Raw genomic sequence first — 23,337 nt, forward strand, 5'->3', positions numbered from 1 at the left:
GTTGGTTCTGGGAGAGGTCAAGGCGAGATGCGCGAATTGTTGTGTGCGACCGTTGGTCAGGCAGGGCGCCAGCCCACTGAATACGTGGGCTTGGCGTGTTTTAAAAAATTATTCCTCCGGGCTTTGGGCGATTTCGCCCGGATAAGTCGTCCGCCACAACTCGAAACCACCGTCGAGGCTATACACCTCGCTGAATCCTTGACCTACCAGGTAAGCCGCCGCGCTCTGACTTGAATTGCCGTGGTAGCAAGCGACGATCAGCGGCGCATCCAGATCAGCCTTGGCGATGAAGTCGTGCAGCGAGTGGTTGTCCAAGTGTGTCGCGTCTTTGATATGCCCGGCGGCATAGGCTTGCGGGTCGCGAATGTCGACCACCACGGCGCCGTGTTCGCGCAGTGCTTGGGCCTGTTCGGGAGGGATACGTTTGAAATCGGTCATGGGAAATTCCTGTGGCCTGACTACGGGCGTGGAGTCGTTACGCCCAAAGGTTGGGAAGGGGGTTGGACGCTGGCGGGGGCTTTAAGGTGCAGATCATCGCAGTCGCAGCTCAAACGCTGGCCGCTGTCGACGTTGAGCAGGGTCATGGCGCCGCCCCAAACGCAGCCGGTGTCGAGGGCGTAGATGCCGGGCTCTTTGCAGTTGCCCTCAAGTGCGGCCCAGTGACCGAAGATAATCTTGAGGTCTTGGGTTTTGCGTTCTTTATAACTGAACCACGGTGCATAACCGGGTGGAGCGCTGCCCACGCCTTCTTTGCTTTTAAGGTCGAGTTTGCCGTCGCGGGTGCAAAACCGCATGCGGGTGAAGTAGTTGGTAATGACACGCAGGCGTGCAATGCCCGTGAGGTCGCTGTCCCATTTGGCAGGCTCGTTGCCGTACATGCCATCAAGGAATGGGCCCAAGAGGCTGTCATCGCGCAACGCGTGCTCCACTTCGCCAGCATATTTGAGGGCTTTTTTCAGGCTCCATTGCGGGGGAATGCCTGCGTGGACCAGGGCGGTATTTCGCTCGAGGTCGTAATGCAGCAGTGGTTGCTGGCGCAGCCAGTCCAGCAGTTGGTCGCAATCCGGTGCCTCAAGGATCTCGCGAAGCGTGTCACCCTTTTTCAGGCGCTCAATGTTGTTGCCCACCGCAAGCAGGTGCAGGTCGTGGTTGCCCAGCACGCAGACCAGTGATTCACGCAGGCCATACAGAAAACGCAGCGTCTCCAGCGACTCAGGGCCCCGGTTTACGAGGTCGCCTACCAGCCACAGGGTGTCTTTGGTCGGATCAAAGGCGACCCGCTCCAGCAAGCATTTGAGAGGTTGGAGGCAGCCTTGTAGGTCACCCACGGCATAGACCGCCATCAGTGCAGTGCTCCGGGGACGGCGAGGCGAAAGGGCGCAATGATGGCCTTGAATTCATGATCGTCTTGGGCGTGCATCAGGTAGCTGCCCTGCATGGTGCCGACCTGTGTGGTGATCACGGAGCCGCTGCTGTAGGTGTGCGCCTGGCCCGGCTTGATCAACGGTTGTTGCCCGACCACACCGGCACCGCGTACTTCTTCGGTGTGCCCGTCGCCATCGGTGATGATCCAGTGACGTGACAGCAGTTTTGCGGGGATTGAGCCGTTGTTCTTCACCGTGATGGTGTAGGCGAAGGCGAAGCGGTCGTGCTCGGGTTGAGATTGTTCTGGCAAGTAACGGGTGACGACGCTGACGTCAACCTGATAGCGGGGTTCGGACATGCGGTAGGCCTTACTTGAAAGCAGAGACACAGCTCGGGATAAAACTGATGCCTGAGTCTAGGCCAAGTCACGGGTACTAGGCCAGATGCGGCCAGTACCCGATTTGTAAGGACGGTCAGTCGGCAGCGGGCGGTGCGACGGCTTGCTCGCTTAGTTTGTCGGCCAGGCGCACAAAGGCTGCCAGGTCGAGTTGTTCGGGACGCTTGCTGCCATCGACGCCCGCGGCTTCGATTTCAGCGTTGCTCAGCAAGGCTTTGAGGGTGTTGCGCAACGTTTTGCGACGCTGGTTAAAGGCCTCGCGCACGACGCGCTCCAGCAAACGATGGTCCTTGGCCGGGTGCGGCAGGGTCTCGTGTGGCACCAGACGCACAATGGCCGAGTCGACTTTGGGCGGCGGGTTGAAGGCGCCCGGCCCGACGTTGAACAGGTGTTCCACGCGGCAATGGTACTGAACCATGATCGACAGACGGCCCCAGTCGCCACCGCCCGGACCTGCGGCCATACGCTCAACCACTTCTTTTTGCAGCATGAAGTGCATGTCGCGGATCAATTCGGCGTTTTTCAACAGGTGAAAAATCAGCGGCGTGGAGATGTTGTACGGCAGGTTGCCGACCACACGCAGGGTGCGGGGTGCCGCGCCCAGTGTGTTGAAGTCGAACTTGAGGGCGTCGCCCTGATGCAGGTTGAAGTTGCTCATGCCTGCGAACTGTTGGTTCAGGATCGGGATCAGGTCTTTGTCCAGTTCGACCACGTCAAGCTGGCCGCCACTGTGGAGGATGCCTTCAGTCAATGCGCCCTGGCCCGGGCCGATCTCCAGCAGGCGATCGCCTGCCTTGGCATTGATGGCGCGCAGGATGCGGTCGATAACACCAGCATCGTGCAGGAAGTTTTGACCAAAGCGCTTACGCGCCTTGTGTTGGTATTGCTCGTTCATAAACGGGTCTCGGCCATCTGGTAGGCGGTTTCCAGGGCGACTTGCAGGCTGCCGGTGTCGATCTTGCCGCTGCCTGCCAGATCCAGGGCAGTGCCATGGTCAACAGAGGTGCGGATGATCGGCAAGCCCAGGGTGATGTTGACGGCGGCGCCAAACCCTTTGTACTTCAGCACGGGCAGGCCTTGGTCGTGGTACATCGCCAGCACTGCGTCACAGTGCTCCAGATATTTGGGGGTAAACAGAGTGTCGGCAGGCAGCGGGCCACGCAGGTCCATGCCCTCGCTGCGCAGAAGCTCCAGGGTGGGTTCGATAATGTCGATTTCTTCATGGCCCAAATGTCCACCTTCGCCCGCATGGGGGTTGAGCCCGCACACCAGGATTCGCGGTTGGGCAATGCCGAATTTTTGTTGCAGGTCGGCGTGCAGAATGCGCGTCACCCGCATCAGGCGTTCGGGGGTGATTGCATCCGCGACCTGACGCAGCGGCAAGTGTGTGGTGACAAGCGCCACGCGAAGGCCGCGGGTGGCGAGCATCATCACAACCTGTTCGGTGCGGGTCAGGTCGGCGAGGAATTCGGTATGACCGGAAAACGGGATGCCGGCTTCATTGATAACGCCCTTGTGTACAGGGGCGGTAATCATGCCCGCGAAGTCGCCGTCCACACAGCCTTGGGCGGCGCGGGTCAGCGTGTGCAGCACAAAGGCGGCATTGGCCTTGTCCAGTACGCCGGGCGTCACCGCAGCGCTCAGCGGGGTATCCCACACATACAAGCTGCCTGCGGGCGCCGGTTGTTCGGGCCATTGCCCCGGCACGACGGGCAGCAGGTTGACGTCCACCCCCAGCTGGGCGGCCCGCTCAGAGAGCAGGTCGCAGCTGGTGATGGCAATCAGGGGATGGGGCTGGTGTTGCGAAGCGAGCAGCAGGCACAGGTCTGGGCCTATGCCTGCCGGTTCGCCGGGTGTCAGTGCAAACCGCTGGGTGTTCACTGAGCCGCCTGGCTTGCGCTCTCGTCCGAGTTCGCGCTGGGCAGCTTGATCTCTACGTAGGCTTCGTCACGGATCTGACGCAACCAGCTTTGCAGCTCTTCGTCGTACTTACGGTTGCGCAAGGCGTTCATGGCCTGTTGCTCACGCGCTTGAGAGGTGCTGTCCGTGGCGCGGCGACCGAGTACTTCCAGCACATGCCAGCCGTATTGAGTCTTGAACGGTTTGGACAATACGCCTTGAGGCGTGTCGGACATGGCAGCACGGAACTCGGGAACTAGTGAGTTGGGGTTGACCCAATTCAAATCGCCGCCGTTAAGTGCCGAGCCCGGGTCTTCGGAGTAGGTTTTTGCCAGGGTGGCAAAATCTTCGCCCGCTTCGATGCGGTCGTGGATTTTGTTGATCAGGGCTTCGGTCTGCGCTTCAGTGCGGATTTCGCTTGGCTTGATCAGGATGTGACGAACATGTACTTCGTCCACTACCACTGACTGGCCGCCGCGCTTGGCATTGAGCTTAAGGATGATGAAGCCGCCCGGTGTAGGAATAGGCTCGGTGATTTCGCCAACCGGCATTTTGCTGAGCAGGCTGTCAAACGGAGGTGGCAGTTGAGCTGCTTTACGCCAGCCCATATCGCCACCTTCCAGAGCAGTGTCGCTGCCCGAACGGGCAATCGCCATCTGGCCGAAGTCGGCGCCTTTCTTCAGTTGGTTGTAGACATCAACCGCTTGCTTGTAGGCGTTCTGGATGGCTTCCGAATTCGCGCTTTCAGGCGTTGGAATCAGGATATTGGCCAACTGGAACTCTTCGGACATCTGCATCTTGCCCAGGTCCGATTTCAGGAAGTTTTGCACTTCCTGATCGGTGACCTGAATGCGCTCGGCCACACGACGCTGGCGCACACGGCTGATCGTCATTTCGCGGCGAATCTGCTCGCGGGCGTCTTCATAAGACAGACCGTCGTGTGCCAGGGCCCTGCGGAACTGATCGATGGTCATGCCATTGCGCTGGGCAATGGTGGCCACGGCATCGTTCAGCTCTTCATCGGTGATACGAATGCCCATGCGCTCGCCGAGCTGCAATTGCAGGTTCTCGACGATCAGGCGCTCCAGCACTTGCTGATCCAACACGCTGGTAGGCGGTACGCCCTGACCGCGTTTGGCGATGGTTTGCTGAACTTCATGAACACGCTGGTCCAGTTGGCTCTGCATGATCACGTCGTTGTCAACGATGGCAACGATTTTGTCGAGAGGTTCAACCGCGGCGTGAGCCGCGGTACCCAGGAACAACGCGCCCAGCACTAGCGGGCGCAAACACTCAGAAAGCTTGATCTTCACGTTCACGATAACCTTGGATGCCTTTGTCGAGGAAGCTCTCTACTTTGGTGCCAACAACGCCACCGAGACCTTTCAGCACAATTTGAAGGAAGAGACCATGGTCGCCCTTTTCGTTGGTCGGGGCTTCTTGGGTGTACTCATCGTTGTCGACCCAGTAACGGTTGATCAGACGAAGTTTCCAGCAGCAGTTGTCGTATTCGAAACCACCGAAGGCTTCCAGCGTGCGGTTACGGTTGTAGTCGTACTGCCAGCGGCTGATGACGTTCCACTGCGGCACGATCGGCCAGATAACCGAGAAATCATGCTGCTGGATCTTGTAGTAGTCCTTGATGTAGTTCGGATCACCTTTTTTACCGAAGTCACCGCCGCCGATTTCCCACTTACCGGTGTACTGGTTGTAGCGCACCTGGTCATTGCGATAGCGGTAACCGATGTTGACGACTTTGTTCGGATTGTCCTCCGGCTGGTAATGCATCATCGCGCTGCCAGAACGTGGGCTGCGGGTTTCCGGGTCCCAGTTGTAGTCAGCGGTTGCGCGCCAGTCACGGTTGAAACGGTAGGCGTACTCAAGTGCATACGGCGAAACGCTGGAGGTGGAATCGTCGCGGTTCTCCGGGATGTCCGGCATTTGCACTTTGCGATCTTTGAAGTAATAGGCCTGGCCCACGCTGATGCGCTGGCGCTCAAAGCCGTTTTCTTCAATCCAGCGGCTGGTCAGGCCCAGCGACAGTTTGTTTTCGTCGCCCACACGGTCGCTGCCCGAGAAGCGGTTGTCCCGCCACAGGGAGCCGTAGCTGAAGGTGCTTTCGCCTGTGTCGAAGACCGGGATATCAGTCTGGTCGCGTTCTGGTACGTACAGATAGAAGGCACGCGGCTCGAGGGTCTGGCGGTAGTTGGTGCCGAACCATTGAGTGTTGCGATCGAAGTAAAGGCCGCTGTCGATACTGGCAATTGGCACGCTGCGGTTTTGGGAGCTCTTGAACCGCTCTCCTGCCGACAGTGTACTTTTGCCAACCGAGTCCAAATCGAGGTCGTACTGGGTGTACATGTACTTGAGCTTTGGCGTCACATAGCCGTAGCTTGCGGTCATTGGCAGGCTAATGCTTGGCGCAACGTTCAAGCGTGTGCCGTTCGCGCGCGCCAAACCGGTTACGTAGCTGTCAAGCCTTTTCGATTTTGTACCGTCTTCGTTAGTGAAGTAACCATTTTCAAGGTCGCGATCAAACCGTACCAATTCGGTGTTGTAGCTAAAGTCCACACCTCCCGGGTGATACGGCAGCGCACCGTTAAAGGTGATTTGCGGCAGCTTGTTGTAAGGGGTGATTTGCGTCACGGTGGCCAGTTGATAGGCCTGCGCATTCAGCTTGGCGTTGAACGTGTCGCCACGGTACGTCACCGAACCCTGCTGGTTCACATAGTCTTGACTTTCAACACCGATCTGTTCGGTTTCAAGATCCTGGAAATAGTACGGATCGCTGATCTTGGTGTAGTCGACCTCGGTCAGGACGCGGGAGTCCAGGCCACCCTTGTGCTGCCAGTTGAGCATGTAGCGGGTGTCTTTGTAGTCAGTCTGGTCTTTGCGCTTGTCGTCCTTGTCGTTCAGGTAAGCAGCACCGAACTGGCCTTCGCTGGACTCGGTGAGGTAGCGGAATTCGCCTTCCATCAACAAGCCGCGTTTGGTCATGTAGCGCGGGTACAACGTGGCGTCGTAGTTGGGCGCCAGGTTGAAGTAGTACGGGGTCACGAGCATAAAGCCGGTGTCGGTGCTGCTGCTGAACGACGGCGGCAGGAAACCGGACTGACGGCGATCGTCGATCGGGAAGTAGATGTACGGGGTGTAGAAGACCGGAATGTCTTTGACCCGCAGCGTCACGTTGGTCGCCGTACCGAAACCGGTGGCCGGGTTCAACGTGATGTTGTTGCCCTTGAGTTGCCAGGCGTTGCTGTTCGGTTCGCACGTGGTGTATGTACCATCCTTGAGGCGGATGATCGCGTTTTCGCCGCGCTTGGCGTACAGCGCACTGCCGCGAATGCGCGACTTGTGCAGGATGTATTCAGCGTTGTCGACCTTGGCCGCGCCGGTGTCGAGCTGCACATCGGCGTGATCGCCGACGATCAGTGCACCGTTGTCGCGCAGGCGGACTTTGCCATTGAGCTCGCCGCGGTTTTCAGCCTGATACAGGCTGGCTTCGTCGGCCTCGATCTGCATGCTGCCCTGACGCATGACAACGTCACCGGCCAGCGTTGCGATCTGTTCTTCCTGCTGGTAGCGGGAAGCCTTGGCGCCGATAAAGGTCGGCGCATCGCTTTTGCTGGTCGGGTCGTTCATGCCCGGACGGATCGGCTCGACATACGCGCCTGCGCAATACGGGCCGGTCTCGGCCAGTTGTGCGGGGGTCAGCTTGTCTCGCGGAACCCAGTCGAGGTGACTGTAGTCGGCACTGCGCGCTTTGAGACCACGGCCCTTGGCTTCTGTCACCAAAGGGGTCTGGGCGACCTCCTCGACGGGTTCGCCATTGGCGCCCACCGAGTTGGCGTTGTGAACCGGGCGCGGCGGCAATTGAGCCGTGGTCGCTTTCGGTGCGCAGTCCCAGCCGCCCGAAGCCGACACGGAACAGTCATACTGCTCCTCGGCAACAGCGAAAGGCGTGGCTAGAGGTTGCATGGCCAGCAAACTGCCGGTTACCAGCAACGGAAATTTTTTACGAAACGCGGGGGATTTCAATGCCATCTTATTAGTCCGGGCTTCCTGCGTGCCATCAGCCCGCGGTGGGGGCCGCACGCCTCTCGATGGTCTGGAAAAGATGCTGGATAATAAAGCATGACCCGCTTGACGGCTAGGGCCGTCGGAGACCCACGTAATGCCTGACCAAGATGTACGCTTGCAACACCTTAAAGTTTGGCTCGATGAGCAATTGTCAGCCCTGTATTTAAACAACGGATGGGGCGCCGTGCCCCCGGCCACGTTGGCTGCGGCCAGCAGTGACGCAAGTTTTCGGCGGTATTTTCGCTGGGAGGGTGAGGGTCGTAGTTTTATCGTGATGGACGCGCCGCCGCCTCAGGAAAACTGCAAACCTTTCGTCGATATCGCTCAATTGCTGCGTATCAGCGAGATAAATGTGCCGGAAATTTTTGCTCAGGACCTCGATCGCGGGTTTCTTTTGCTCAATGACCTGGGCAATAAAACCTTTCTTGACGTTATTAATGACGATAACGCCGATGAACTGTTCGACGATGCCATCGAAGCCTTGCTGGCTTTTCAGCAATTGCCCATGACCGCCCCGTTGCCCAGTTATGACGTGGCGTTGCTGCGCCGCGAACTGGAATTGTTCCCTGAGTGGTATGTCCGCCGTCACCTGGGGATCGAACTGGACGCGCAACAGCAGGCGCAGTGGCAACGGGTCAGCGATGTGCTGATCGACAGCGCGCTGGCGCAGCCCAAAGTGCTTGTGCACCGCGACTTTATGCCGCGCAACCTGATGCTGAGCATCCCCAACCCCGGCGTGCTGGATTTCCAGGATGCGGTGTACGGGCCGGTGACCTATGACATCACGTGCCTGTTCAAGGATGCCTTCCTCAGTTGGCCCGAAGAGCGGGTGCTGCAATGGCTGGCCCAGTACTGGGAAAACGCGCGTCATCTGGCGATCCCGGTGCAGCCCGTGCTGCAGGACTTCCTGCGCGCCAGTGACCTGATGGGTGTGCAGCGGCATTTGAAAGTGATCGGCATTTTTGCCCGGATTTGCCATCGCGACGGCAAACCACGTTATCTGGCCGACGTGCCGCGTTTCTTCTCTTATATAGAAGCCGTGTTGGCCCGCCGCCCGGAACTGTCAGAGTTGGGTGAGCTATTTGTCAGTCTGCGTGAACCGGTCGAGGCTCAGGCATGAAGGCGATGATTCTGGCCGCCGGCAAAGGTGAGCGCCTGCGGCCTTTAACCCTGCATACGCCCAAGCCCTTGATCCGTGCGGGCGGCGTGCCTTTGATCGAGTACCACCTGCGGGCGCTCGCGGCCGCAGGGTTTACCGAGATCGTGATCAATCACGCCTGGCTCGGTCAGCAAATTGAAGATTACCTGGGCGACGGGTCGCGCTTCGGGGTGAGCATTCAGTACTCCGCCGAGGGCGAGCCACTGGAAACCGGCGGGGGGATTTTTAAAGCATTGCCCTTGTTGGGCGATAACCCGTTCGTGGTGGTGAACGGTGATATCTGGACCGACTACGATTTTGCTGCCTTGCGCAAACCTTGCGCCGGTCTGGCGCATCTGGTGCTGGTCGATAACCCGCCTCATCACCCCACGGGTGATTTTTGCCTGATGGGATCGCAGGTTCAGGATGCGCAACCTGATGGCCCCGCGCTGACTTACAGCGGCATTGCCGTGTTGAGCCCGGCGCTGTTCCGCGGGTGTGAGCCCGGCGCGTTCAAACTGGCGCCGTTATTACGTACAGCCATGGCCGCAGGCCATGTCACAGGAGAGCATTTGCAAGGGCATTGGGTGGATGTAGGCACACACGAGCGTTTGGCTGAGGCCGAAGGCCTGATCAAGGGCGCTCAGTAAGATGCTGTGGCCAGGGACGCTGATCGGCGCCGGAGGCGGGTTTTTGATTGCCAGCATTCCGGGGGCCATGTTGGGTGCGTTGTTGGGGCAGGCGCTGGACCGGCGCCTGAACCTGCAAAGCTGGGCCCATCTGCGCGAACGCCTGGGCGGTCGCGCTGCGCTGCGCAATGACGAGCTGTTGTTCGTGTTGCTCGGCCGTCTGGCCAAAAGCGGCGGGCGCGTGGTGGATAAGCACATCGAGCAGGCACGCCAAGAGATGCGCCTGCTCGACATGAGCGCGCCCGCGCAGCAGCGGGCGATTGCTGCGTTTAATCGGGGCAAGTCTGGCAACGACTCGTTACGCGGTTATTTGCGGCGGCTCAAGGCCCAACCCCATGCGGCCGAAGGCGTGTTGCGCGCTTGCTGGCGGATGATCGTGGCGGACGGGCGTGTAGATGCTCAAGAGCGAGCCTTGATAGGGTTGTGGGGCAAATGGCTGGGCTGGACCCCGCAACAGATTCAGGCGCTGGGGGCCGATTATGAGCCGCACAAAAAGCCGCTGGCCACGCGTGGTGGCACCTATCAGGAGTCACTCACGCTACTCGGTGTCACCCATCAGAGCGACCCGGCCTACATCAAACGGGCTTACCGACGTTTGCTCAGTCGTCATCATCCCGACAAGGTGGCCGGTTCAGGCGCCGGTCCGGCTCAGGTGCTCGACGCCACGGAGAAAACCCGCGAGCTGCATCACGCTTACGCGTTAATCCGGCAGCGTCGCGGTTTTTGACCGTTACTTATCCACAGGCTGCGGGCTGAGCCAGCCGCGAATACGGCGATACAACTGTTCTTGACTGGCATCGCGATTGCCCGGCATCGCGGACAACCCGACCTGAGTGAAATTCCCGCCATTGACCCGCTTGCTGGCTTGCAGCCGTTCCAGGGCGGCCTTGCGCGGTAGCGCGTTGTCTTTGTAGAACACGTCCAGCAACGCCACCTTCAGGTTGGGTGTCATCTGGCTTAGGTCTGCCTGTGCCTGAACCGGTGTCTGCGCGGCGACCATGATCAGTTTGCCCACTTGCGCCGGTTGTTTCTCGGCGATATAGCGTGCTGCCCAGTACGCGCCTGTGCCGTGCCCCAGCAGCACAATGCTGCGCACATTCTGTTGCTGCGCGAAGGCAATGCCCGCCTCGATACGGGCGAAAATTCGCTCGGCATCCGCCTTGTTCATGTCTTCCTGCGACGCCACCGGCGTCAGGTCCGGTGCCGGGTTTTCGGTGCCGACACTGGCGGCTTGTTCAATAGGTTTGGCTGTGGTGCTGGCGTCTTTACTGCTACTGTCTGGCGCTTGAGGTGTAGGCAATTTCTCTGGTTCGACGGTGCGTGCCTGACTGGCTTCGCTTTGCATGTCCGGCAAACTGAGGCTCAGGCTTGCCCAGCGGGCGTCGGGCAGCTTGCTGCGCAGCGGGCCGACAACGATGGGCCAGTCGGCGGTTTCGCCTGCGCCGGGGACGATAATCACCGCCCCGCTGGGGTCGCTGTTATTGGCGGGCTTCCAGAGGGCGAGAAAGCTGACGTCCCCGGCCTGTAGCTGTTGCTGCTCGTGGGGCGGGAGTTGCCGCTCCAGCGCGGCTGCGTCTTCCTGGCTGCGCTCGGGCAGCGGCTCGCGCACCACGGGCTGGGGTTGGGCGGGTTCTGCGGCGGGCGCCGGGTCGTCCGCCTGAACAGGTAATGCCAGGGGCAATAACAACGACAGGCACAGGGCTGGCAGTGCCAGACGGTAAGAAGACATCGTTTTTTCCAGGCCAGAAGTAATCCCGGCAGCCTAAAGGGTTGATCCGTATTTGTCAGGGTGTGAGCGTTCAGATGACACGTTTTTGCTATCTGTTAGTTATCGGCTGGTTCTGGCTGCCCTTGATGAGCCATGCAGCGCCTGTGCCGGCGGCGCAATTGAGTGCCGGGCAACAGCAGTGGCTGTCGCAGCATCGGGAATTGCGCGTGGGGCTAGTGTTGCAAGCCCCTTACGCGCGCTTCGACCAGCGTTTGCAGCAGTTGTCCGGGGCCAATGTGGAGCTGATGAAATGGCTGGCGCAGGCACTTAACGTAGAGTTGCGATGGCGCAATTACCCGGACCTGACGCAACTGGAAAAAGCCGCCCAGGCCGGGGAAATCGACCTGGTGCCGGGCCTTTTGCAAACCCCCGCGGGGTTGAGGTTGTGGCAATTTTCCGACCCTTACATGCGCGTCCCGCAGTTGATTGTGGGCGTGCGCGACGGCAGTGGCTCCGTCGATCTGGAGCGGCTCGACAGCCAGACCCGCGTGGCTGTGCGCATGCCTGGCAGCACGGCAGAGTTCTTGCGCACCAGCTATCCGGGCCTGAATGTGCAGGGCGTGCCGTTGGAGCGTCAGGCCCTGCAATTGTTGCTGAGCCAGCAAGCCACTTACGCCGTGATTGATGAAGCGCAGCTCAGTCGCTTGTCCATCGAACCGGAGTTCTCCGGGTTGACCGTGGTGGGTGATATTGGTTTGCCGCTGTTGCTGCGCGTGGCGACCCGGCGTGACTGGCCGGAGTTGGCCAGCATCGTCGAGCGCGGTTTGCACGCCATCCCTGCGCGGGACATGGAGCAATTGCACGCGCGCTGGTTGCAGCCCAAGTATCCCCACGCCGGGCCGTCCCCCGGTTTTTGGCAGAATGTCAGCCTGTTGATCGGTGCCTTGCTGTTGGCGAGCATGGCGATTGTGTTCTGGCAGCGGCGTCAGCAAACCTCGCTGGAGCGTGCCCTGCTTAGCGCGCGCGAAGACATTGCCCTGCGCGCCGCCAGTGCCGAAGCCTTGCGCCTGACCCAGTTTTCAATTGATCGCAGCCCGGTTGGCATCTTGTGGGTCAATTGGGACAGCCACGTGCGCTACGCCAACCTGGCCGCCGAGCACATGCTCGGGTGCGCGCCGGGTGCAGTGCTGGAGCGGCCCTTGAGTGAATTCGAACCGGGGCTGAGCATGGACCGCTGGCTGGGGTTGTGGAAGCGTGCGCGGGCCGGTGAAGAGGGCGCGCAACGGTTTGAAACGCAGTGCGTGCGGGCGGATGGCAGCACCTTTCCGGCCGACGTCACGCTCAGTTTTTTGCGCTTTCAGGCGGCGGAATACCTGGTGGTGTACCTCAATGACATCACCGAGCGCCGCCGCGTGCAGGCCGCGCTGCAAGAAAGTGATGCACGCCTGCAAGGCATTGCGGCCAACGTCCCCGGGCTGGTGTTTCGTCTGGAACGTTCGTTGCTCACGGGCGAGTTGGACTTCCCCTACATCAGCGAAGGCAGTGAAAGCCTGGCCGGGTTCTCGCCCGCGACGTTGCGTAAACGTGAAGTCGGTCTGCGCAGCCTTGTGCACCCGGACGACAAAGCGGATTACCACCGCGTGCAGGACCAGGCGCTCGACAGCGACAGCGATTGGTCTTGGCAGGGCCGGATTGTCACGCGTGAAGGCGAGCAGCGCTGGGCCGAGATCAAGGCCATCACCCGCCGCCTGCAAGATGGCACCGTGGTCTGGGACGGCATCGTGTGGGACATCAGCGAAAGCAAGCGAATCGAACTGGAGCTGGACAGCTCTCGCGGCCAGCTGCGCGAACTGTCCGCGCACCTTGAAAGCGTGCGCGAAGAAGAAAAGGCGCGCATTGCCCGAGAAGTGCACGATGAGCTGGGGCAGATGTTGACCGTGCTCAAACTTGAAACGTCCATGTGCGAGTTGGCCTACGCGGATCTGGACCCCGGTCTGCGTGAGCGCTTGAACAGCATGAAAAAACTCATCGCGCAGTTGTTCCAGTTGGTGCGCGATGTGGCCACAGCACTGCGGCCGCCCATTTTGGATGCGGGCATCAGTTCGGCCATCGAATGGCAGGCACAGCGCTTTGAAGCGCGTACGCACATTCCGTGTCTGGTGCAGGTTCCTGAGCATTTGCCACCGCTGAGTGCGGCCAAGGAAGTCGGGCTGTTCCGAATTTTGCAGGAGGCGCTGACCAACGTGATGCGTCATGCTCAGGCGCAAACCGTAGAGTTAACCCTGAGTGTTGAAGCGCATGCGCTGTGCCTGAGCATCAGCGATGATGGCCAGGGGTTTATTCCCGCTACCGGCAGGCCGACATCCTTCGGGCTGGTGGGCATGCGTGAGCGGGTATTGATGATGGGCGGGACGCTGTCGGTGCACAGTGTGCCGGGCGAAGGCACGACCCTGAGTGTGCGGGTGCCGTTGTGACTTTGAGGAGGCGTTGTCTGTGATCCGTGTACTGGTAGCTGAAGACCACACCATTGTGCGGGAGGGGATCAAGCAATTGATCGGCCTGGCCAAAGACCTGCGGGTGGTGGGGGAGGCGAGCAACGGCGAGCAATTGCTGGAAACCCTGCGCCATGTGCCGTGCGAGGTGGTGCTGCTGGACATCTCCATGCCCGGCGTTAACGGGCTGGAAGCGATCCCGCGCATCCGCGCCTTGAATAATCCGCCGGCGATCCTGGTGCTGTCGATGCACGACGAGGCGCAGATGGCGGCGCGGGCGTTGAAGTTCGGCGCGGCCGGATACGCGACTAAGGACAGCGACCCGGCACTCTTGCTCATGGCCATTCGTAAAGTGGCGGCAGGCGGGCGCTACATCGACCCCGAGCTGGCGGACCGCATGGTCTTTGAGGTAGGCCTGACTGACGCGCGTCCGCTGCATGCGCAGCTGTCAGAGCGCGAATTCTCGGTGTTTGAACGGCTGGCGCAGGGGGTGAACGTGAATGACATCGCCCAGCAACTGGCCCTGAGCAGCAAAACCATCAGCACCCATAAAGCGCGGCTGATGCAAAAACTTCACGTCACCTCGTTGGCCGAGCTGGTGAAATACGCCATGGAACATAAGCTGGTGTAACGGCTGACGCGCCGCGAGCATTAGAGCCGCGGCGACAGGGCATGCCTGTTTGCGACGCTTTTTGAGCGGTGCTTCAGCCGCGCGCTGTGTCTTGCGTTACCCAGTGTTCTATTCGCGACATCTCTGTAGGGCGTGCCCTACCCACAATCTTCCAGCCTGCTGATGTGAATCTCTCCTGCGCCCCGATTTCTGGGGACTGACGCCTTCTTTAGTCTTGGACTACAGCAGTCCAAAACAAAAAGGTGTGGCTATGAGTGAGGTCGGTGCAAGCGCTGGGTCGAATGACATTTTGGTCAGCTTTCGTGGTGTGCAGAAAAGCTACGATGGCGAAAACCTGATTGTGAAAGACCTCAACCTGGACATTCGCAAAGGCGAGTTCCTGACCTTGCTCGGGCCTTCCGGGTCGGGCAAAACCACCAGCCTGATGATGCTGGCGGGGTTTGAAACCCCGACCGCGGGCGAGATCCAGCTCGCGGGCCGCGCTATCAACAACGTGCCGCCGCACAAGCGCGACATCGGCATGGTGTTTCAGAACTACGCGTTGTTCCCGCACATGACCGTGGCTGAAAACCTGGGTTTTCCGTTGTCGGTGCGCGGCCTCAATCGCACCGACATCAGCGAGCGGGTCAAACGCGTGCTGAGCATGGTGCAGCTCGATGCCTTCGCCCAGCGTTACCCGGCGCAGTTGTCCGGCGGCCAGCAACAGCGGGTGGCCCTGGCACGGGCGCTGGTGTTCGAGCCGCAACTGGTGCTGATGGACGAACCGTTGGGGGCCCTGGACAAACAACTGCGCGAACACATGCAGATGGAGATCAAGCACCTGCACCAGCGCCTTGGCGTGACGGTGGTCTACGTGACCCACGATCAGGGCGAAGCCCTGACCATGTCGGACCGGGTGGCGGTGTTCCATCAAGGGGAAATTCAGCAGATTGCCCCGCCGCGTTGCTTGTACGAAGAGCCGAAAAACACCTTTGTCGCCAACTTCATCGGCGAGAACAATCGCCTCAATGGCCGCCTGCACAGCCAGGATGGCGAGCGCTGCGTGGTTGAGCTGGGGCGTGGCGAGAAGGTTCAGGCACTGGCGGTGAATGTCGGTCGCCCCGGCGAACCCGTGACCCTGTCGATCCGCCCCGAACGTATCAGCCTTAACGGCGCCAGCGAGGCGTGCGTGAACCGGTTCTCGGGGCGCGTTGAAGAGTTCATCTATCTGGGCGACCACGTGCGGGTGCGGCTGGAAGTCTGCGGCAAGAACGATTTTTTTGTGAAACAGCCGATTGCCGAACTGGACCCGACGCTGGCCGTCGGTGACGTGGTGCCACTCGGTTGGCAGGTTGAACACGTACGTGCGCTGGACCCTCTCTTAGAGGCGAATTAATCGCCCCGGCTTCACCAACCCTGTGGAGAATAAAAATGCATAACACTCTGAAATTCACGGCCCTGAGCTTGGGCCTGATGTGCGCCGCCAATGCGTTGGCCGCCACCGATCTGACCGTGATCTCGTTTGGCGGGGCGAACAAGGCCGCTCAGGTCAAAGCCTTCTACGCGCCTTGGGAAGCCAAGGGCGACGGCAAAATCATCGCCGGGGAATACAACGGCGAAATGGCCAAGATCAAGGCCATGGTCGACACCAAAAGCATTTCGTGGGACTTGGTCGAAGTGGAGTCCCCTGAATTGTCCCGTGGCTGTGACGAAGACATGTTTGAGCAACTGGACCCGGCGCTGTTTGGCAATCCCGATCAGTACGTCTCCGGTGCAATCCAGGCGTGCGGGGCTGGCTTCTTCGTATGGTCGACCGTGATGGCCTACAACGCCGACAAGCTGAAAACGGCGCCGACCAGTTGGGCGGACTTCTGGGACACCAAAACCTTCCCCGGCAAGCGCGGGTTGCGCAAGGGCGCCAAATACACGCTGGAATTTGCCTTGATGGCAGACGGCGTCGCGCCCAAGGACGTGTACAAGGTGCTGGCGAGCAAGGACGGTCAGAACCGCGCGTTCAAGAAACTCGACGAGTTGAAACCCAGCATTCAATGGTGGGAAGCCGGTGCACAGCCGCCGCAGTATTTGGCCTCGGGTGATGTGGTCATGAGTTCTGCTTACAACGGTCGAATTGCTGCCGTGCAGAAAGAAAGCAACCTGAAAATTGTCTGGAACGGCGGGATTTATGACTTTGACGCCTGGGCCATTCCTAAAGGTTTGAGCAAAGACAAGGCCGACGCAGCGAAGAAGTTCATGCAGTTCACGCTGCAACCTGAGCAGCAAAGCGTCTACTCGCAAAACATCGCCTATGGCCCGGCCAACAAAGCGGCAATGTCATTGCTGCCCCTGGCCGTGAAAGCCGACATGCCGACTGCTGCTGAGAACCTCAAGGATCAAGTACAGATCGACGTCAGCTTCTGGGCTGATAACGGCGAGCAACTGGAACAACGCTTCAACGCCTGGGCTGCCAAGTAAGCAGCGCTGACACGCGGCGCGCCCGACCTGGTCGCGCCGCCCCCGTTTAAAGATTTGCGGAGTTCGCCATGGCCATCGCCATCCCCCTGAACGAAGTCGCCAGCCCCAGTTTGAAGAAGCGTCTGGCGCATGCCGAGCGCGTGAATCGCTGGAAAGCGCAGGCGTTGATTGCGCCGCTGGTGATTTTCTTGCTGTTGGTGTTTCTGGTGCCGATAGCGGCGCTGCTTTATAAAAGTGTCGGCAACCCGGAAGTGGTCGAAGGCCTGCCACGCACTGTGGTGGCCGTGCACGGGTGGGATGGCAAAGGCTTACCGGCCGAACCGGTGTATCTGGCACTTAGCGAAGACTTGGCCGAAGCACGCAAGAATCAGGTGCTGGGCGATTTGTCGAAGCGTCTGAACATGGAATTGGCCGGCTATCGCAGCCTGCTGATGAAAACCGCCAAAGCGCTGCCGTTCAAGGTGGCGCCTGACTCTTATAAAGATGCACTGGAAGCCCTCGACGAGCGTTGGGGAGATCCGGCGTATTGGCAGGCGATCAAGCGCAACAGCTCAAGCGTGACCCCGTTTTACCTGTTGGCGGCCGTCGATCACCGTATTGATGACCTGGGTGAAGTGGCCCCGGCCACACCGGACCAGGCGATTTATCTGGATATCTTCGCCCGTACCTTCTGGATGGGGCTGGTCATCACCTGCATCTGTCTGGTGCTGGCGTATCCCTTGGCGTACCTGCTGGCCAATTTGCCTGCACGCCAGAGCAACCTGTTGATGATTCTGGTGTTGCTGCCGTTCTGGACGTCCGTGCTGGTGCGGGTCGCGGCCTGGATCGTGTTGCTGCAATCGGGCGGGTTGATCAACAGCGCGCTGATGAGCATGGGGCTGATCGACAAACCGCTGGAGCTGGTGTTCAACCGCACCGGCGTGTACATCGCCATGGTGCACATCTTGCTGCCGTTCATGATCCTGCCGATTTACAGCGTGATGAAGGGTATTTCTCCGACCTATATGCGTGCCGCCATCTCACTGGGGTGCCATCCATTTACCAGCTTCTGGCGTGTGTACTTCCCACAGACCTACGCGGGTGTGGGCGCCGGTTGCTTGTTGGTATTCATCATTGCGATTGGCTACTACATCACCCCGGCGTTGCTCGGCAGCCCGAACGATCAAATGGTCAGTTACTTCGTGGCGTTCTATACCAACACTAGTATCAACTGGGGCATGGCCACGGCGCTGGGCGGTTTGCTGCTGCTGGCAACCGTCGTGCTGTACCTGATTTACAACTGGCTGGTGGGTGCTACCCGCCTGCGTTTGAGTTAAGGAGATCGCCATGCTGAGCCCTTACATGTCCCCCATTGAGCGGATCTGGTTCTACAGCTTGCGCATTCTTTGCGGGCTGATCCTGTTGTTCCTGATCTTGCCTGTGCTGGTGATCATTCCGTTGTCCTTCAACTCGGGCAGCTTTCTGGTGTACCCGCTGCAAGGGTTTTCCTTGCATTGGTATCAGGACTTCTTCGCCTCTGCCGAGTGGATGCGCGCGCTGAAAAACAGCGTAATCGTGGCCCCGGCGGCCACCGTATTGGCCATGGTGTTCGGCACGTTGGCGGCGATTGGCCTGACCCGCGGCGATTTTCCGGGCAAAGCGCTGGTCATGGCGCTGGTGATTTCGCCCATGGTGGTGCCCGTGGTGATCATCGGTGTGGCCAGTTACTTGTTTTTTGCCCCGCTGGGGCTGGGCAACAGCTTCTTCTCGTTGATCGTGGTGCATGCGGTCTTGGGGGTGCCGTTTGTGATCATCACCGTGTCCGCGACTTTGCAGGGGTTCAATCACAACCTCGTGCGCGCGGCGGCTAGCCTGGGGGCGTCGCCCTTGACCGCGTTCCGCCGGGTGACTTTGCCGCTGATTGCGCCGGGGGTGATTTCAGGTGCGCTGTTTGCCTTCGCCACGTCGTTTGATGAAGTGGTGGTGACGTTGTTTCTGGCCGGGCCCGAGCAGGCGACCTTGCCACGGCAGATGTTCAGCGGCATTCGCGAAAACCTGAGCCCGACCATTGCGGCGGCGGCCACGTTATTGATTGCGTTCTCAGTGGTGCTGCTGCTGACCCTCGAATGGTTGCGCGGGCGCAGCGAGAAGATGCGTACCGCGCAGGTTCAGGCCTAGACCCAGCAGGCGTCCCATAAGGGGTAATCCCCGATTCGTGAGGTCAATTGCGCGCGAATCGGGGTGTTGATCAGGTAGCGGGCGGTGGCCTTGAGGTCATCCTCCTTGCGCAGGGCGCGGTCGTAATAGCCTTTTTGCCAGACACGTTCACTGGAACGGGTCGTCTCGTTGATGCTCCTGCTGCTGCGCGATTTAACCCTGCACATCACCTCACCCATGGTTTTGTGGCGTAACTCAACCAGCCAATGGCAATGGTCAGGCATCACAACCCACGCGATGGACTGGACGATGCCTTCGTCGTGCGCGTGTTTGAGTTGGTTGACCACCAGACGTCCCAGCGTGAAGTCACTGAAGATCGGGCGGCGGTGGTCAGTAACGGTGGTGATCAGGTAAATACGGCCGGGCTCGGGGGAGCGGTCCTTCAAACGTAGCGCGCTGCTATAGGGTCTCGGCATTCCATTGCCTTCCTTGTGGTGATCGTTTTTTAACGCTAGACCGGTTGTCAGCGCATGCCGTTGGCCTTTGTTCGCAAGATATTGCAGCGGGGGGCTTGGGCGCGGATTGCAGCCTTGGAGCGCGATCGGTCGCGTCGCGGTCGTGAGGCGGTGTGCGGGTCGCGGTCGGCGGTATACAATGCGCGCCACCGTGTTTAGCTCACTAAAAGGTGCGTCATGCAGCCCTTCGCTATTGCCCCATCGATTCTTTCCGCCGATTTCGCCCGTCTTGGCGAAGAGGTGGACAACGTTCTCGCAGCGGGTGCTGACATCGTTCACTTCGATGTCATGGACAATCATTACGTGCCCAACCTGACCATCGGCCCGATGGTGTGCGCGGCTTTGCGCAAGTACGGGATCACGGCGCCTATCGATGCGCATTTGATGGTCAGCCCTGTGGATCGCATCATCGGCGACTTCATCGAGGCGGGCGCAACCTACATTACGTTCCACCCCGAAGCCACGCAGCACATCGACCGTTCCCTGCAATTGATCCGCGAAGGCGGCTGCAAGGCCGGTCTGGTGTTTAACCCGGCCACTCCGCTGGACGTGCTCAAGTACGTGATGGACAAGGTCGACATGGTCTTGCTGATGAGCGTGAACCCCGGTTTCGGCGGTCAGAAGTTCATTCCCGGCACCCTCGACAAACTGCGTGAAGCCCGTGCACTGATCGATGCGTCGGGTCGCGACATCCGTCTCGAAATCGATGGCGGCGTCAACGTCGGCAACATCCGTGAAATCGCTGAAGCTGGCGCCGACACATTTGTCGCGGGCTCGGCCATTTTCAACACGCCGAATTACGAGCACGTCATCCAGCAAATGCGCGCCGAGCTTGCGTTGGCTCGCCCATGAGCCGTTTTGAGCAGCTCCTTCAAGGGCAGCTGCCAAAACTGGTGATGTTCGACCTGGACGGCACGCTGATTGATTCGGTGCCGGACCTGGCGGCTGCCGTGGAAACCATGCTGCAGGCGCTGGGCCGACCGCCGGCCGGGCTCGAAAACGTCAAGATGTGGATTGGCAACGGTGCGCCGATGCTGGTGCGACGTGCGCTGGCAGGCAATCTTGATGCGTCGGGCGTCGATGATGCCGAGGCGGAGCGGGCCCTGGAGATTTTCATGGAGGCCTACGACGGCGGCCATGAGCACACCAAGGTTTACCCCGGCGTACGCGAAAGCCTCAAGTGGCTGCAAAAGCAGGGCGTCGAAATGGCGCTGATCACCAACAAGCCCGAGCGTTTCGTGGCGCCGCTGCTGGATGAATTGAAGCTGGGCCGGTTTTTCCGCTGGATCATCGGCGGCGACACCTTGCCGCAGAAAAAGCCCGATCCCGCTGCGCTGCAGTTTGTGATGAAAATGGCTGGCGTCACCCCGCAGCAATCGATGTTTATCGGTGATTCGCGCAATGACGTGCTGGCCGCCAAGGCGGCTGGCGTGCGTTGCGTGGCCCTGAACTACGGTTACAACCACGGTCGCCCGATTGAAGAAGAGTCGCCGGACATGGTGATTGGCAATTTGCAGGAGCTGATAGCCGGTTGCTTAGATTCGGCGGCTGAGATACCGTTGGGCTCTTCTGTTCACCCCTCTCGTAGAGATTCCATCGTGGTGGTCACTCGCAAACTCTGGATGAAAGTTATCAAGGCCCTGGCCCGTTGGCGTTGGCGCGCCTGACTTGAATCTGGCCGGAGATCCGGCACGTTTGCATACCTGACTGTTTGACCCTCAGACCACGAGGCACCTCATGATCCGTGAAGAATTCCTGCGTTTGGCCGCTGCCGGCTATAACCGTATCCCGCTTGCCCGCGAAACCCTCGCCGACTTTGACACGCCGCTGTCGATCTACCTGAAACTGGCCGATCAGCCCAACTCCTATTTGCTGGAGTCGGTGCAAGGCGGCGAGAAGTGGGGGCGTTACTCGATCATCGGTTTGCCGTGCCGCACCGTATTGCGCGTGCACGACCATCAGGTGCGTGTGACCCACGACGGTGTCGAGATCGAGTCCTGCGAGGCCGAAGATCCGCTGGCGTTTGTCGAAGCCTTCAAAGCCCGCTACAACGTGCCGACCATTGCCGGGTTGCCGCGTTTCAACGGCGGATTGGTGGGCTACTTCGGTTATGACTGTGTGCGGTACGTGGAAAAACGTTTGGGCCAATGCCCGAACCCGGATCCGCTGGGTGTGCCGGATATCCTGCTGATGGTGTCCGATGCCGTGGTGGTGTTCGACAACCTAGCAGGCAAGATGCACGCGATTGTGCTGGTCGATCCGGCACAGCCGGGTGCGTACGAAGAGGGGCAGGCGCGACTTGAAGCATTGCTTGAGCAATTGCGTCAGCCGATTGCACCGCGCCGCGGCCTGGACTTCACGGCCCAACAGGCAGCCGACCCGGTATTCCGTTCCAGTTTTACCCAGAGCGACTACGAGAAAGCCGTCGATACCATCAAGGACTACATTCTCGCGGGCGATTGCATGCAGGTGGTGCCGTCGCAGCGCATGTCCATTGATTTCAAGGCCGCGCCGATCGATCTGTATCGCGCGCTGCGCTGCTTCAACCCGACGCCGTATATGTACTTCTTCAACTTTGGCGACTTCCACGTGGTGGGCAGCTCGCCTGAAGTGCTGGTGCGGGTTGAAGATAATTTGATCACTGTGCGCCCGATTGCCGGGACGCGTCCGCGAGGTGCGACCGAAGAGGCGGATCTGGCGCTGGAGCAGGACTTGCTCGGTGATGACAAGGAAATCGCTGAACACTTGATGCTGATCGACCTGGGGCGCAATGACACGGGGCGGGTCTCTGAAATTGGTTCGGTCAAACTCACCGAAAAAATGGTGATCGAGCGTTACTCCAACGTGATGCACATCGTGTCCAATGTCACCGGCCAGTTGAAGAGCGGTCTGACGGCGATGGACGCCTTGCGTGCGATTTTGCCGGCAGGCACGTTGTCGGGTGCGCCGAAAATCCGTGCGATGGAAATCATCGACGAACTGGAGCCGGTCAAGCGCGGCGTGTATGGCGGCGCGGTCGGTTATTTTGCGTGGAACGGCAATATGGACACGGCCATCGCCATTCGTACAGCGGTGATCAAGAACGGTGAATTGCATGTGCAAGCGGGCGGCGGGATTGTCGCCGACTCGGTACCGGCCCTGGAGTGGGAAGAGACGCTGAATAAACGCCGCGCGATGTTTCGTGCCGTAGCGCTCGCCGAACAAACCCCCGCGTCCGACGCCTGAGGAGCTTAGCCATGTTGCTGATGATCGATAATTACGACTCTTTTACGTACAACGTTGTGCAGTACCTCGGCGAGCTGGGTGCAGAGGTCAAGGTGGTGCGCAACGATGAGCTGACCGTGGCCGAGATCGAAGCGCTCAACCCCGAGCGCATTGTGGTCTCACCCGGCCCGTGCACGCCCAATGAGGCGGGCATCTCACTTGAAGCGATTAAACACTTCGCGGGCAAATTGCCGATTCTGGGCGTGTGCCTGGGGCATCAATCCATTGGCCAGGCCTTTGGCGGCGATGTGGTGCGCGCGCGCCAAGTGATGCATGGCAAGACCAGCCCGGTTTATCACCGCGACACGGGGGTGTTCGAGGGATTGAACAACCCGTTGACCGTTACCCGCTATCACTCGTTGGTGGTCAAGCGCGAGACCCTGCCGGACTGCCTTGAGCTGACGGCCTGGACGCAACATGCCGATGGCTCGGTCGACGAGATCATGGGCGTGCGTCACAAAACCCTCAACATCGAAGGGGTGCAATTTCACCCTGAATCGATCCTGACCGAACAAGGTCATGAACTGTTCGCCAACTTTCTTAAACAAACCGGCGGCACGCGCTAAGGACTT

General features: G+C 59.8%; 22 protein-coding genes. 13 read left to right on the forward strand and 9 right to left on the reverse strand.

Annotation, left to right across the window (positions count from 1 at the left end):
* Nucleotides 1-108: 108 nt before the first annotated feature.
* The 7 genes from glpE to IF654_RS02915 form a co-directional block, all read right to left on the reverse strand.
* Nucleotides 109-438 carry a thiosulfate sulfurtransferase GlpE gene (glpE, locus tag IF654_RS02885; RefSeq protein WP_047281414.1) on the reverse strand — a complete coding sequence of 110 codons (330 nt, stop codon included), beginning with the start codon at nt 436-438 and terminating at the stop codon, nt 109-111.
* A gap of 20 nt (nt 439-458) precedes the next feature.
* Entirely contained in the window at nt 459-1,343 is an 885-nt protein-coding gene (locus IF654_RS02890; protein WP_047278012.1) for a symmetrical bis(5'-nucleosyl)-tetraphosphatase, read from the reverse strand.
* Nucleotides 1,343-1,723, reverse strand: coding sequence for a Co2+/Mg2+ efflux protein ApaG (gene apaG / locus IF654_RS02895; RefSeq protein WP_047281413.1), 381 nt, complete (start codon nt 1,721-1,723; stop codon nt 1,343-1,345). Before apaG ends, IF654_RS02890 begins: the two co-directional genes overlap by 1 nt.
* 115 nt (nt 1,724-1,838) lie before the next feature.
* A complete protein-coding gene (gene rsmA / locus IF654_RS02900; protein WP_194862771.1) occupies nt 1,839-2,657 on the reverse strand; it encodes a 16S rRNA (adenine(1518)-N(6)/adenine(1519)-N(6))-dimethyltransferase RsmA in 819 nt (272 codons plus the stop codon).
* Complete coding sequence (gene pdxA, locus IF654_RS02905) at nt 2,654-3,643, reverse strand: 4-hydroxythreonine-4-phosphate dehydrogenase PdxA (protein WP_047278005.1); 990 nt, start codon at nt 3,641-3,643, stop codon at nt 2,654-2,656. Before pdxA ends, rsmA begins: the two co-directional genes overlap by 4 nt.
* The gene (surA, locus tag IF654_RS02910) at nt 3,640-4,980 is read right to left on the reverse strand and encodes a peptidylprolyl isomerase SurA (protein WP_194862770.1); all 1,341 of its coding nucleotides are present in this window, start codon (nt 4,978-4,980) and stop codon (nt 3,640-3,642) included. The genes pdxA and surA overlap by 4 nt, the downstream gene beginning before the upstream one ends.
* A complete protein-coding gene (locus tag IF654_RS02915) occupies nt 4,955-7,705 on the reverse strand; it encodes an LPS-assembly protein LptD (RefSeq protein ID WP_095009899.1) in 2,751 nt (916 codons plus the stop codon). The genes surA and IF654_RS02915 overlap by 26 nt, the downstream gene beginning before the upstream one ends.
* Nucleotides 7,706-7,835: 130 nt before the next feature.
* On the opposite strand from IF654_RS02915, the gene IF654_RS02920 reads away from it, so the two are divergent.
* Genes IF654_RS02920 through IF654_RS02930 form a run of 3 tightly spaced genes read left to right on the forward strand, consistent with a single transcriptional unit; the run spans nt 7,836 to nt 10,295 of the window.
* On the forward strand, nt 7,836-8,861 hold the full coding sequence (locus IF654_RS02920; RefSeq protein WP_194862769.1) for an aminoglycoside phosphotransferase family protein: 1,026 nt from the start codon (nt 7,836-7,838) through the stop codon (nt 8,859-8,861).
* Nucleotides 8,858-9,529 (forward strand): N-acetylmuramate alpha-1-phosphate uridylyltransferase MurU, encoded by a 672-nt coding sequence (gene murU / locus IF654_RS02925; RefSeq protein ID WP_070414526.1) that lies wholly within the window; start codon nt 8,858-8,860, stop codon nt 9,527-9,529. Before IF654_RS02920 ends, murU begins: the two co-directional genes overlap by 4 nt.
* A 1-nt stretch (nt 9,530) precedes the next feature.
* Nucleotides 9,531-10,295, forward strand: a complete 765-nt coding sequence (locus tag IF654_RS02930; RefSeq protein WP_047295842.1) for a TerB family tellurite resistance protein — start codon at nt 9,531-9,533, stop codon at nt 10,293-10,295.
* A gap of 3 nt (nt 10,296-10,298) precedes the next feature.
* Here the strand turns inward: IF654_RS02930 and IF654_RS02935 are convergent, their stop codons facing one another.
* Nucleotides 10,299-11,297, reverse strand: a complete 999-nt coding sequence (locus tag IF654_RS02935) for an alpha/beta hydrolase family protein (RefSeq protein ID WP_047283181.1) — start codon at nt 11,295-11,297, stop codon at nt 10,299-10,301.
* A gap of 74 nt (nt 11,298-11,371) precedes the next feature.
* Between IF654_RS02935 and IF654_RS02940 the strand changes: the two genes are divergently transcribed.
* The 6 genes from IF654_RS02940 to IF654_RS02965 all read left to right on the forward strand — a co-directional run bounded on the left by IF654_RS02940 (nt 11,372) and on the right by IF654_RS02965 (nt 19,007).
* Nucleotides 11,372-13,750: a PAS domain-containing sensor histidine kinase gene (locus tag IF654_RS02940; protein WP_047281406.1), complete on the forward strand. Its 2,379-nt coding sequence runs from the start codon at nt 11,372-11,374 to the stop codon at nt 13,748-13,750.
* 19 nt (nt 13,751-13,769) lie between these two features.
* Nucleotides 13,770-14,399: a response regulator gene (locus IF654_RS02945; protein WP_047283179.1), complete on the forward strand. Its 630-nt coding sequence runs from the start codon at nt 13,770-13,772 to the stop codon at nt 14,397-14,399.
* A 250-nt stretch (nt 14,400-14,649) separates the two neighbouring features.
* Nucleotides 14,650-15,774: an ABC transporter ATP-binding protein gene (locus IF654_RS02950; RefSeq protein ID WP_047277990.1), complete on the forward strand. Its 1,125-nt coding sequence runs from the start codon at nt 14,650-14,652 to the stop codon at nt 15,772-15,774.
* A 35-nt stretch (nt 15,775-15,809) separates the two neighbouring features.
* The gene (locus IF654_RS02955) at nt 15,810-16,850 is read left to right on the forward strand and encodes an ABC transporter substrate-binding protein (RefSeq protein ID WP_194862768.1); all 1,041 of its coding nucleotides are present in this window, start codon (nt 15,810-15,812) and stop codon (nt 16,848-16,850) included.
* A gap of 68 nt (nt 16,851-16,918) precedes the next feature.
* Nucleotides 16,919-18,166, forward strand: a complete 1,248-nt coding sequence (locus IF654_RS02960; protein WP_047277987.1) for an ABC transporter permease — start codon at nt 16,919-16,921, stop codon at nt 18,164-18,166.
* Between the two features lie 10 nt (nt 18,167-18,176).
* Nucleotides 18,177-19,007, forward strand: coding sequence for an ABC transporter permease (locus tag IF654_RS02965; protein ID WP_047277986.1), 831 nt, complete (start codon nt 18,177-18,179; stop codon nt 19,005-19,007).
* Here the strand turns inward: IF654_RS02965 and IF654_RS02970 are convergent.
* Nucleotides 19,004-19,462, reverse strand: coding sequence for an REP-associated tyrosine transposase (locus tag IF654_RS02970; protein WP_047277984.1), 459 nt, complete (start codon nt 19,460-19,462; stop codon nt 19,004-19,006). The genes IF654_RS02965 and IF654_RS02970 overlap by 4 nt on opposite strands.
* Before the next feature lie 216 nt (nt 19,463-19,678).
* On the opposite strand from IF654_RS02970, the gene rpe reads away from it, so the two are divergent.
* The 4 genes from rpe (at nt 19,679) to IF654_RS02990 (ending at nt 23,331) form a co-directional block, all read left to right on the forward strand.
* The gene (gene rpe, locus IF654_RS02975; RefSeq protein ID WP_047277981.1) at nt 19,679-20,353 is read left to right on the forward strand and encodes a ribulose-phosphate 3-epimerase; all 675 of its coding nucleotides are present in this window, start codon (nt 19,679-19,681) and stop codon (nt 20,351-20,353) included.
* Nucleotides 20,350-21,168 (forward strand): phosphoglycolate phosphatase, encoded by an 819-nt coding sequence (locus tag IF654_RS02980; RefSeq protein ID WP_047277979.1) that lies wholly within the window; start codon nt 20,350-20,352, stop codon nt 21,166-21,168. The genes rpe and IF654_RS02980 overlap by 4 nt, the downstream gene beginning before the upstream one ends.
* Nucleotides 21,169-21,238: 70 nt before the next feature.
* Nucleotides 21,239-22,726, forward strand: a complete 1,488-nt coding sequence (gene trpE, locus IF654_RS02985; protein ID WP_047277977.1) for an anthranilate synthase component I — start codon at nt 21,239-21,241, stop codon at nt 22,724-22,726.
* An 11-nt stretch (nt 22,727-22,737) separates the two neighbouring features.
* Nucleotides 22,738-23,331 (forward strand): aminodeoxychorismate/anthranilate synthase component II, encoded by a 594-nt coding sequence (locus IF654_RS02990; RefSeq protein WP_047279287.1) that lies wholly within the window; start codon nt 22,738-22,740, stop codon nt 23,329-23,331.
* Nucleotides 23,332-23,337: the final 6 nt, after the last annotated feature.

It is taken from the genome of Pseudomonas lundensis (genome assembly GCF_015377145.2).
GTDB lineage: Bacteria > Pseudomonadota > Gammaproteobacteria > Pseudomonadales > Pseudomonadaceae > Aquipseudomonas > Aquipseudomonas lundensis.